The sequence below is a fragment of the Rhabdochromatium marinum genome (assembly GCF_016583795.1).
Taxonomy (GTDB): Bacteria; Pseudomonadota; Gammaproteobacteria; order Chromatiales; family Chromatiaceae; genus Rhabdochromatium; species Rhabdochromatium marinum.
In genome coordinates this window covers 1-11,843 of sequence record NZ_NRRS01000101.1, presented here as the reverse complement: position 1 = coordinate 11,843, position 11,843 = coordinate 1, and the positions used below count along the sequence as shown (strand labels likewise).

The 11,843-nt window shown below is 57.5% G+C and carries 8 protein-coding genes; 2 read left to right on the top strand and 6 right to left on the bottom strand.

What is annotated here, in order from left to right; genetic code table 11:
• Positions 1-124: 124 nt before the first annotated feature.
• The 4 genes from recQ to CKO36_RS17535 all read right to left on the bottom strand — a co-directional run bounded on the left by recQ (position 125) and on the right by CKO36_RS17535 (position 4,575).
• Complete coding sequence (recQ, locus tag CKO36_RS17550) at positions 125-1,969, bottom strand: DNA helicase RecQ (RefSeq protein ID WP_200286185.1); 1,845 nt, start codon at positions 1,967-1,969, stop codon at positions 125-127.
• A gap of 25 nt (positions 1,970-1,994) precedes the next feature.
• Positions 1,995-2,876, bottom strand: a complete 882-nt coding sequence (locus CKO36_RS17545) for a fructosamine kinase family protein (protein ID WP_200286183.1) — start codon at positions 2,874-2,876, stop codon at positions 1,995-1,997.
• A gap of 61 nt (positions 2,877-2,937) precedes the next feature.
• Positions 2,938-3,483 (bottom strand): HNH endonuclease, encoded by a 546-nt coding sequence (locus CKO36_RS17540; RefSeq protein WP_200286187.1) that lies wholly within the window; start codon positions 3,481-3,483, stop codon positions 2,938-2,940.
• A 96-nt stretch (positions 3,484-3,579) separates the two neighbouring features.
• Positions 3,580-4,575, bottom strand: coding sequence for an IS701 family transposase (locus CKO36_RS17535; protein ID WP_200286181.1), 996 nt, complete (start codon positions 4,573-4,575; stop codon positions 3,580-3,582).
• A gap of 200 nt (positions 4,576-4,775) precedes the next feature.
• Here CKO36_RS17535 and CKO36_RS17530 point away from each other — a divergent pair, with 200 nt between their 5' ends.
• Entirely contained in the window at positions 4,776-6,182 is a 1,407-nt protein-coding gene (locus CKO36_RS17530) for an RNA-guided endonuclease TnpB family protein (RefSeq protein WP_200286179.1), read from the top strand.
• 62 nt (positions 6,183-6,244) lie between these two features.
• A complete protein-coding gene (locus CKO36_RS17525) occupies positions 6,245-8,479 on the top strand; it encodes a primosomal protein N' (protein ID WP_200286177.1) in 2,235 nt (744 codons plus the stop codon).
• Positions 8,480-8,528: 49 nt separating this feature from the next.
• Here CKO36_RS17525 and CKO36_RS17520 read toward each other — a convergent pair whose 3' ends face one another.
• Positions 8,529-10,340 (bottom strand): InlB B-repeat-containing protein, encoded by a 1,812-nt coding sequence (locus tag CKO36_RS17520; RefSeq protein WP_200286175.1) that lies wholly within the window; start codon positions 10,338-10,340, stop codon positions 8,529-8,531.
• Positions 10,341-10,493: 153 nt separating this feature from the next.
• Complete coding sequence (locus CKO36_RS17515) at positions 10,494-11,672, bottom strand: GT99 family glycosyltransferase N-terminal domain-containing protein (protein WP_200286173.1); 1,179 nt, start codon at positions 11,670-11,672, stop codon at positions 10,494-10,496.
• Positions 11,673-11,843 lie beyond the last annotated feature (171 nt).

Genomic DNA, 11,843 nt, shown 5'->3' with positions numbered 1-11,843 from the left:
CTCGGCCAAAAAGTCACTGCCGCTGAGTTGGCTGCCGTCAACATCAAGCGACACGACTTCCATGGCGACTGGAATTACACTATTTCACCAGCACAAAATGGAACACTTATTTTGTGACAATCCCTTAGTGTTCAGGGCCGCCAGTATTCCGGTGGTCAAACGCTGACTGATGCGCATTCAGAACTTCCAGAAAACCATCTGCGAAGCGCTCAAGTTTCACCTGCCCCACGCCATTGATCTTGGCAAATTCGGCGCGATTGCGCGGACGATGGGCGAGCATTTCGCGTAGGGTGGCGTCGGCAAAGACCACATAGGCGGGAACATCCAACTGCTGAGCGATCGTGCGACGATGATTGCGCAGTGCCTCCCATAGCGCATGCGCCTCGGGGTCACTCGGCGCCGCCGCCAAGGGCGTGCGAGCGGCGCGTTTTTGGGTGTTCTGGTCCGGATCCTGGCGCAAGCGGATGCCGCGCTCGCCGCGCAGCAAGGGCCGGCTGGCTTGCGTCAGGCGCAATCCGCCATGACCTTCGATATCCACCGCTACCAGTCCCCCGGCGACCAGCTGGCGATACACTGAGCGCCACTGATCGGCGCTGAGTTCCCGCCCAATGCCATGGGTGCTGACGCGATCATGCCTGAAACGCCGGATGCGCTCATTGTTCTTGCCCAGCAGCACATCGGTCAGATAGCTGGCGCCAAAACGCTGTCCGGTGCGAAAAATACAGGATAAGGCTTTTTGTGCCGCGACCGTGCCATCCCAGGTTGGCACTGGCTCCAGACAAGTATCGCAATTGCCACAGGGCTCGGGCAGTTGCTCACCAAAATAATTCAGCAGGATCTGACGACGACATTCGGTGGTCTCACAAAAGCCCAGCATGCTGTCGAGTTTATGGGTTTCCAGACGCTTGAACTGCGGCTCGGCTTGGGACTGGTCGATGAAGCGCCGCAGCGTCACCAAATCACCCAGACCATAGGTCATCCAGGCATCGGCTGGCAAACCATCGCGCCCGGCACGGCCGGTTTCCTGATAGTAGGCTTCCAGACTTTTGGGCAAATCAAGATGCGCCACAAAGCGCACATCCGGCTTGTCAATGCCCATGCCAAAGGCAATGGTCGCCACCGTAATGAGACCTTCCTCGCGCAGAAACCGTGCCTGATGCGTGCGGCGTTGCTCGGCTGTCATGCCGGCATGATAGGCCAGCGCCTGAAACCCCTGAGCACACAAAAACTCAGCCGTCTCTTCGACACCGCGTCGCGAGCGACAATAGACAATACCCGCATCCTGCGGGTGTTCGCGGCGCAGAAACTCCACCAATTGCTGACGCGGATTGTGCTTCTCAATGACTCGATAGCGGATGTTGGGCCGATCAAAGCTGGAGACGAATTGAGCATGGTCCGGGAGTTGCAGCCGGGTCAGAATTTCGCGTCGCGTGGGTGCATCGGCCGTGGCGGTCAGCGCCACCCGTGGCACCTGAGGCCAGCGCTGATGCAGCACATCCAGCTGCACATAGTCGGGACGAAAATCGTGCCCCCATTGTGATACGCAATGCGCCTCGTCGATAGCAAAAAGTGCAACTGGCAGACGATCCAGGAAGGCAAGAAAGCGCTCGGTTAGCAGGCGCTCGGGTGCGACATAGAGCAGATCCAACTGACCGTTAAGCAGCGCGCGTTCGACCGCTTCGGCCTGATCGCGCCCCAGCGAGGAATTCAGAAAGGCCGCCCGCACCCCGAGCTGGCGCAGCGCATCGACCTGATCCTGCATCAGCGCAATCAGTGGGGAAACCACTAGGCCGACACCGGGGCGCAACAGCGCTGGAATCTGATAACACAGCGACTTGCCACCACCGGTCGGCATCAGCACCAAGGCATCGCCACCCTGGAGCAAGCGCTCGATCACAGCCTGCTGTTGCCCGCGAAAGGCCGCATAGCCAAAGACGCGGTTCAGGATTTGCAGCGGGGTTTCTGCCATGAATCACTGGAAGCTGATGGCCCGCTTAGCCGTTCACCTCAGCCAGCAGGCGCTCGATCAGGCCTTCGGCCTGGCTCAAATAGCCGCGCCCAAACAGGTTCAAATGATTCAGAATGTGATACAGGTTATACAACGACTTGCGGGTGCTATAGCCCGGTGCCAGAGACCAAGCGTCCCGATAGGCGGCATGGAAATCGGCACCAAAACCACCAAAGAGTTCGGTCATGGCCAAATCGGCCTCACGATCACCGAAATACACGGCTGGATCAAAAATCACCGGCGCCCCCTGTTGATCATAGCCAATGTTGCCGCCCCAGAGATCGCCGTGTAACAACGATGGTTGAGGCGCATGATCAAGCAGCGCCGGCAGTGCTTCAAGCAGACGCGCACCGCGTGTTTGCAAAGCCCCCGCATAGCCATGGCGCGCCGCTAGATCAAGCTGAAAGCCCAGGCGTTGCTCGCGCCAGAAGCTTACCCAGTCCGCTTGAGGGGTGTTGAGCTGCGCCGTTGAGCCAATGGTGTTATCGCGATCCCAGCCAAAGGTTTCGCGCGTGCAGCGATGCATCAACGCCAGCCCCCGCCCGGCTGCTGCCGCACTCTGGCTGTGCTGCCGTCCCAGTGTGATCCACTCCATGGCAATAAAGGACTGACCATCCGCTGTTCCAGTGCACAAGGGACGCGGCACGCGCAGACTGTTCGAGGCGGCCAGCTCAGCCAGTCCAGCCGCCTCGGCTTCAAACATCGCCAACTCCTCGCGCTGATTGAGCTTGACGAAATACGCCCGTTCGCCCTCTGCCAGCTGATAGGCTGAATTGATGCAGCCGCCGCCAATGGAACGCGGCGGTGACGGGGAAAAAGGCACACCGCTGGCAGCGGCAATCTGGTCAATAATCAGCGGCCAATGCATCAGTGATATCCGTTATTCGCCGGTGTAAAGGATCCATTCTCATATTGTTCAAGCCAGGCGTTCAAGCCAGGCGCTCCAGCAAGGGACTGCTACGCGGGAAATGCATGCGCAGAAAGGCCATCTGATCCGCCAGCACATGGCGTCCCATCAGATAGATGTACTCAGCATGGGTAGGCGTAAAGGGTACCGCCAGCAATTCCATACGCGCGGCTTCCGGTGTGCGGCCGGCTTTATAATTGTTACAACGCACGCAGGCCGTGACGACATTATTCCAGTGGTTCTGCCCGCCCTGGCTTAGTGGGCGTACATGATCTCGTGAGAGCTGCCGGTCCGAGAAACGTCCACCACAATAGAGACACAGATGATTGTCGCGCTGAAACAGGGTGTGGTTACTCAGCGGTGGCACATAATCAGCGCGCAGCTTGCTTGAGGCGTGGCAACGACCATGAGTGGCGACAATCGAATGCACGCAAATCTGGCTGCGCTCACGCGTTCGAGCGTTGGTACCGCCACGCAGCAAAAAAATCTCCTCGCCACAGGAATACGCGACCTGCCCGAGACAGTAGAGTCGCGCCGCTACGCGATAATCCACCCACTCCAAGGGCATGCCGCTGACATCGGTGCGAAGAACCTGCTGGCTGAATAACACCTGGCTAAGTAACACCTGACTGAATATCGCAATGATACGTGCCTGGATCAACGATTAAACTGCATGATACCGCCTCAGCGCAGCATCGGCCAGCCAACTGGAGCTGGAGGAGCAATTAACAGTTGCTTGATTTAGGCTGGTGGTGAAGAAGGCCTGCGCGGGTAAGCGCCCCTCGGGATCGACAACCAAGACCCAGCGGATCGACAGTGGGGTGATGCCCGGGGTGTGCCACAGGGCGATATCGCTGAGCAGACGCAGGGTTTTGCGCTCACCGCGATACCACTGATGAATAGTCACCCGTTCGCCTTGGGTGCGCGCCTGCTCAAGGCGATCGGCGAGCTTGGTCAGACGTTGGCCTTTTTGCGGTTTGCGCCCCCGTCGCCCGGGTGGCACCGGCTCGGGGAAGGCAAACAGCCGGGCATCCAAACGCAGACGGCTGATCAGGGTGGCCTGTTGGATTCGGCACTGCCAGCCCAACTCAATGCAGGAATAACGCCCATCGCCGATGAGCATCCAAGGGCGACGTTGCAACCAGCGCCCGACCAGGCGCACCATCACCACCGTCCAGTCCAGCGTCGTGCGATGCACGCGCCCAGCGGCGTCATTCGCCGCTTGCGAGGGAGCCAACAGGGTCAGAAAGGGCAAGGCCCAGGGACGCTGACTCCAGGGTAAAGGCACCAGCAATGCCATGACCACCCATTCCAACCCCATCGTCGTAACCACTGTGCGCCGGCCCGAGCGCCGCTCCAGGGTTTCATCGACTCCCACCACAATCGGCACGCCGGGGGGTAACAGACCGATCAAGCGTCCAAACAAAATCTGTGCTCCACGGATCCCCGACCAGCGGGCTCGATTGAGCACCCGATGGTAACGCTCAAAACGCCGCTCACCTGACAACCCCATCGCCCGTAACGCCGCCGTGACCGTGCGCGGCCCCTGCGCCAACAGGGTACCAAGGAGTAACACTTGCGCATGTGCCCATGTAGGACTCGTAAACAGGCTGGCAAAAGGCTGAAGAACGGCTACAATGGAGACAGGCAGAGCAAGCATGGCGAACCTCCTCTGAGGTTTTTGTCAGCCTCAAACGATACCGCTTGCCATGCTCTGCCGCGAGCCTCACTTGATTCGCCTGCCCCGCCTCAGGTGATTGCTTGGCTTCTCGCTGAGCGAGCCAAGCTTAGAAAATGGCCAAAGTCGAGCACAGGGGACGTTGCCGAAATGCCCATTCGTCAGCCCAAGGAATTGTGCGAATGAACGTCACTCGGATTTTGCGCGCCAATCGCCCGAACAAGGGCAAGGTGGCGGCCTTGCGCGAACAGGCGCGACGGCTAGGCCAGGTGCGCAGCGAGGTCTGGCAGCGCTTTGGCTCGCGGCAAGGCGTGGACTTATCCGACCGCCAGATTCGCGATGCCTGGTTAGGCGAAGGCCGCACGTTCCCCGTTTCGGCCAATGCCTGGAAAGAAACGCTGCGGGATGCCAAGGGCGACATCACCGCCAACATGGAAGCGGCTAAGGTCAAGGCGCGGCGCTGCATCTGGCGTCATGCCCCGGACAAGGTCGAGCAAAAACGTCTGTTCAGCGCGCTCAAGCGCAACGACTGGACGGGCGAGGCCTATCTGCGCCGGATCATGCGCAAGCACTGGCATCGCGGGCACAACCACACCCAAAACCAGATCATCGTTCGTTCGGACAACTACACCACCTTTCATCTTGGCAAACGCGTCTGGATCAAGATTCCCGGCCTGGTCAAAGGCCAGCGCATCGCCATTCCGCTCGATACCAATGTCACGCCCACTGGCACGCTGCGGATCATTCTGACCGACGATGACCGAATCGAAGTCCACTACACCATTGAGGTCGAAACCAAACAGGACTGCGGTAATCGCACCGTCGGCGTCGATAAAGGCTACTCCGAAGTTTTGGTCGATTCCGACGGCGAGCACCACGGCCAGGAACTCGGTCGGGTACTGACCGAGCAATCTGACAAGCTTAAAGCCAAATACCAGCGTCGCGCCAAGCTACGTGCGCGCGCCAAGAACATCCGCAACCCGCGCAAGCGCGAGCACATCCGCCGGTTCAATCTGGGGCGCAAGAAGCTCAACCGGCAGATGGACAAGACCCACGCGCGCATCCGCGATGTGGTGTTTCAGTCGGTGAACAAGGTTGTCGACAAAGCCGCCGTGATCGCAGCAGAAGATCTCACCGCCCCGATGACGGGCAAGTCCTTCGGCAAGCACGTCAATCGCCGGCTGGCAAGCTGGACGAAAGGCGTCATTGCCGAAGCACTTGACAGTGTTTCACACCGTCGAGGTTCGACGGTCGTTCTGGTCAATCCGGCTTACACATCGCAAATCGATTCCCGAACCGGTTGTCTCGACGGCCAGCGGAAAGGGGATCGGTTTTACTGTTCCGACGGGGTTGTGTTGCAGGCGGATCAGAACGCTGCGCGAAACGTGCTGGCAAGATTGTTAGACCCGGACATCGAACGGTTCACGCCGTTCAAACAGGTTAAAGCGATCTTGCTGGAACGGACTAAGCGCCTCCGGTTGGAACTGCTCAACCAGGACTCCAGTTGCTCGCCCGGTCAATCCCGGGTGCTATCAACGGAGAGCGAATCACCGAAAAACCACCATGAGCAACTTTGTTTAGGTTTTTAGGAGCAGTCAGACTGATCGCAACCTCTGAGGATTTCGCACCCCCCCAAACAGCGGCACTCATTGTGCGGGTGGCAATCGCGGTGCCCCTGCCGGAGTTGTTCGACTATCGGCCGCCATCCGATCAGGACACCGCCACCGCTGCCCGCACTCTAATGCCCGGTCTGCGCGTGCTGGTGCCTTTCGGGCACGGTCAGCGGATCGGTTTAATCGTTGCCCTGGCCAACACCAGCGATCATCCGGTTGCAAAGCTCAAAGCCGTGCTGACCGTGCTCGATACTCAGGCACTGCTGCAAGCGCAGGATATTGATTTTATTCTCTGGAGCGCCCGCTATTATCGCGCGGCCCCTGGCGAGGCGCTGTTTGGTGCCTTGCCGACCCGCTTGCGACGCGGTAAAGCGCTAGCCACTGCGCGAGCAGCATCCGGCTGGCGCCTGACGGTGGCGGGAACGGCACTCAATGCCGAGCAGTTAAGCCGCGCTCCGCGCCAACTGCACTGTTGGCAGTGCCTGCGTGAACATCCCGCCGGCCTCAGCCAGCGCCAGCTGAGCGCCCAGCTCGGCCCCTGCACCTCAGCACTGCGTGCATTGGCCACCAAGGGATTGGTCGAAGCTTGCCAGCTGCCATCGCAAAGATTCCCCCCGCACAGCAGCGCCATCCCAGTCGCACCAGCCACACCCGACATGGAAGCCCGCCCCGAGCTGAATGCCGAGCAAGCCGCAGCGGTCGCCGCAGTGCGTGCCAGCCACGGCTTTGCGGGATTTCTGCTCGATGGCGTCACTGGCAGCGGCAAGACCGAGGTGTATTTGCGCCTGATTGATACAGCACTCGACCAGGGGCGGCAAATTCTGGTGCTGGTACCCGAGATCGGTCTGACTCCGCAGCTTGAGCAGCGCTTACGCCTGCGGATTCCGGCTCCCATGGTGGTCTTGCATTCCGCTCTGGGGGAATCTGAGCGCGAGGCTGGCTGGCACGCGGCAGCCAGCGGCACAGCGCGGGTGCTGCTTGGTACACGCTCAGCTATTTTCACCCCACTGCCGGAACTTGGGCTGGTTATTGTCGACGAAGAGCACGATCTCTCGTTCAAACAACAGGACGGCTTTCGCTACTCAGCACGCGACCTGGCTGTGCGCCGGGCCCAGATTGGCCAATGTCCGGTGGTGCTTGGCTCGGCGACACCCGCCCTGGAAAGTCTGCGCAATGCTGAGCTGGGACGCTATCAGCGCCTGGTGTTGTCGCAACGCGCCGGATCGGCGCGCGACCCACGGATTCTCATCACCGACATTCGCGGCCAATATCTGGATACCGGCATTGGTCACAGGCTGCATCAAGGCATCGAGCAAGCGCTCGATGCTGGTCAGCAGGTATTATTGTTTCTGAATCGACGGGGCTTTTCCCCGGTGCTCACCTGCCATGACTGTGGCTGGATCAGTGAGTGTATTCGCTGCGATGCGCGTCTGACCATTCATCGGAATCGCGGCGAGCTGCGGTGCCATCACTGCGGCTTGATTCGCCCCTTGCCAACCCGTTGTCCCTATTGTCAGGGACCGGATTTGCGTCCACTGGGCCAGGGCACAGAACGCGTCGAAGATAGCCTGCGTCAACGCTACCCCGGGATTCCTCTAGCGCGCATCGACCGCGACAGCACCAGTCGCAAAGGCGAGCTAGAACGCTTGCTCGCCGGTGCCCTGAATGGTGAGTATCGGATTCTGCTCGGCACCCAGATGCTAGCCAAGGGTCACCATCTGCCCGGCATCACCCTGGTCGGCATCCTAGATCTAGATCACGGGCTTTACGGCGCTGACTTCCGTGCCACCGAGCGCATGGCACAACTGCTGCTGCAAGTGGCCGGACGCGCCGGACGCGCCGAGCAACCCGGCACTGTTATAGTGCAAACCCGGCATCCGCAGCATCCGATGCTGCGTGCTCTGCTGGAGCATGGCTATGGCGCCTTTGCCCGTGCGGCCTTGGACGAACGCCGTGCTGCACAGATGCCGCCCTTTAGCTATCAGGCACTGGTGCGCGCCGACAGCCCGCGCGAAGACGCTGCACTCATATTCCTGCAACAGGTCGCCCACATCACCCGGCCACTGCTCAGCTCAGGCCAGGAACTCTGGGGTCCGGCTCCGGCAGCCATGGAGCAGCGTGCCGGGCGCTATCGCGCGCAACTGCTGCTGCAAGCCCCCAAGCGCACTGCACTGCATCAGCTGCTTGATCAGCTCATTCCCCAGTTACGCCACCTGCCCCGCGCCCGCGACCTGCGTTTCAGCCTGGATATCGATCCGCAGGAGACGCTGTAGCGGGGCAAAGCTTGTGTGGCCATCGCTCAAACAGCCGATGTCTTATTGCTTACAAGGCCTCACAGTTCAACGCCCCCGTGGTAAGAATCACGCAATCAGGGGTTCCACTGACCGGTTGGGTACCAGCATCGGGAATCTGGGTGCCAAATAATTGGGCGAGTGCACTAAAACTGTGATTGGCAGCGCCGGCGAAGCCGAAGCTGAAACGAGATGGCTGACCAAGAAGCCTGATTACCTGCGCATTGATGACAAATTCAATCCCATCGGCAGCAAATCGTACACTATCAACGTGAGTACCCGCAGAAAAAACCACGGAACTCGCCTGGCGATCAACGATGGTGACCGCAGCGGTAAGATCGCTTGGAATACGGTAACTATGGGTGCCACCGAAGTTGAGATAGGTGCGCGCGGCATCAAGGTCAGCGGGAATAATAATGGTATCACCAGTTTCCGAGAGATAAACCATGCCGTTTGCGTTAGGAGATGGATCACTCGCCGTGATGAAGCTGGCACTTACCGTCTTGGCACTGTCCAGAGTCAGAGTGCAAGTGGTCAGTGTTCCTGAACAAGCCCCACTCCAGCCAGCGAAAGCCGAGCCCTCATCCGGATCAGCGGTTAGAGTGACAGTTGTCCCACCTGCATAATCGAAATTGCATGAACCCGGGCAGGCAATACCTGCAGGGTCACTGCTGATGTGCCCCTGTCCAGACACGCTTGCAATGCTTAAGGTATACATTTGAGTTGCGGTATAAAGCACATCAAGCAAGACACTATCGGCCCCAACCTCGACATCACGCGTGGTTGCATTTGGCAAATCGCCACCTGCAAAGCTAACGCGATAGCTTCCCGCGTCAATTGGGATGGCATAGCCACCGCCTGCGGCCGTAACGGCATAGAAAGAACCCTGATCCGGCGTCACGGTCACATCGGCTAATCCTTCGCCACTGTTGTACATGCCATCCTCATTAAGATCCTGCCAGACGGTACCAACCAGGAAGCGGTTATAGTTATCTGCTATCCAGGTAGCCGCTTCGGCGTAATTACCAGTGACTACCCAGGGGCCAACTTCAGTGTTTGGATTGGTTTCGCTGACAGCAGCAATACCAACATTGGTAAAATTATGGCCGTCTGACATAATATTTATGCGATGTCCACGTGGACTTTGCATGCCACCAGTACCACCGTAGCCCCAATCGATATTCAACCCGGCATGCCCGTGAATGGCATTACGAGCATAGGAGTACACATTTCCTCCCGCTTCCGAAAAACTGAAACCGGCGGCTGTAACAAGATCAAATTGTCCGTCATGATCTTGAGAATCGCGGGCGATCAGAGCAAGTGAGTGATTATAAGCCGCCTCATACAGACGCCGGTCAAAAGCCGCTGGTGGCTTGGCAGGAATCACATTGAACTCCGCCTGCAACATCCCTGTGTCCACATTAAAATAGCTAATCGCAGCTTCAATATCACTATTTCCACTATTTGCCAGGTAGAATCCTTCGGCAGGGGGATCTTGGCGAGCGCGATTCATCAGCCAAACCCAAGTTTGTTCCTCACCACTTGGATGAAGACCGTCCTCAGTTTTGTGCAACACCCACTCGACTTGCCCATCGCGCGTCTGTGCACTTGATCGGGCACCGGGTTGCTGATGCAGTTCCAGTACCGGCCCAAACTGTACTGGTGGCGCAGGTGGTGGTGCATGGAAGTCCGTTGACGCCGCAAAACTTGTTGTACCGAGCAACATACTGCCTGCAAGACAGGCCGTCATTAATGCACGAGTTATCGGTAAAAACGCCTGAAGTGGGTGCATCAGTCCCTCGTTGGCGCACTTGAAGCGAAACGGAGTGAATGGATCAGACATGTTTTAAATACCATATTGTGGCCAAGCCTTCCAATGGGATATATTTCAAACTGAATGAAGGCAGCTCCAGTTTTTTATCGCAAATTACACAGTAAAATAGACAATATAAGATTAAACAGCCTAAGTTCAAATTTAATCTTGAGTCAAGCGATCTCAAGACTCATGCAAAGCGCTTTGAGCCTGAGCGAAAGTTTCAAGATGCGCTGCTCGAATCGCGGTTTCGCTGGGACTTTGAAGCCTCCAGCTTAGATAATCCACGTCGAAAATATATGAATAGGGTACACAATAGCCCAGCAACAAATAATCCAGCGCATCTTCCGAAGCCAAGCTGTTTTGGCCAATTTCAGTGTGTGCCGCAATTGTCGATGGTGCTTCTCCCAACACTGTGGTGGGAAGCCCGGCCAGCATAGCCTCAACCGCGACGCTGGAGTTTAAGGTGACAATGGATTGGCAACGGCGGACAAAAGCAGCCGATGTTGAAGACCGATCAACAGGCAGCTCTTGTGGTGGACCAAACTGACCCGCTGGGTGAGGTCGGAGCAGAATGTCGTCACTGGCATATTGCTCTTGAACATATTGCAGCACCAATGCCGGAGTAAATCCGCGATTGTAGGCAAGAAGATTGGAATCATCATCCACTTGCAGCGGTATTCCCACCTGGTATTGACCAAGATTATCTGTTTGATCCCCGTATCCTGGACCCTTCAGCAGATGTAGTAATTCGTCATTATTCAGGGGTTTTGGGCGGTTCGGCTCAGCGAGAAATGCGTCATAGCGCTGTTGCGCTTCGGTATGACCATTCACACCCTGAAAATCAAGATAGCCCAAGGGGCGATACCAGGGATCACGTAAGGGTCCGAGTTCAAAGTGCATCACCGGCAGATTCAATTGCGCTCCTGCCTTCTCCACGGACAGGATATTGCACCAGGTCAATACCCCCTGCACATCCCGGTGACGACGAATTTCAGTGATCGTTTCACACAGAAAATCCGTCAGTTCCCTGTCTTCTTCCTGCATCAAATGCAACCAAATCAAACTGTCGGCACGATGGACAGCCTTGAGGCGCTGATAGATGCATTCAGGAACCCCATGCCATACATAGCGATGCAGTTGTTCATGAGTTGGAACCACAAAACCTAATTCATCATTGCGATGCCAGCTGCATTCAAAACGTCCCGCCTCTGCATAGATTGAAGGATCGATACAGTAGTCAGGACTGGCAATAAAACAAACGTCTTCCGGGGTTAAATCAGTGATTTGCTTATAGGCGACCCACAAGTAGCTTGCTTGCCGACCACGCAACGGGAAAGGATACAAAAATGAAACAAACATGCACAATATAACCCAGGTGGTTATTGACGATAGGCTTGAGCCATCAGCCCTTTTAAGGTGGGCTAACCAGCGGCCAGAAGCTTGGCGGTCGAGACATGCGGCTTATCTTTGTATCGAGTGCGTTTGGTCAGCGGTTTTTTCGGACCCCGGCGATTTTTTCGCATGGCTTTC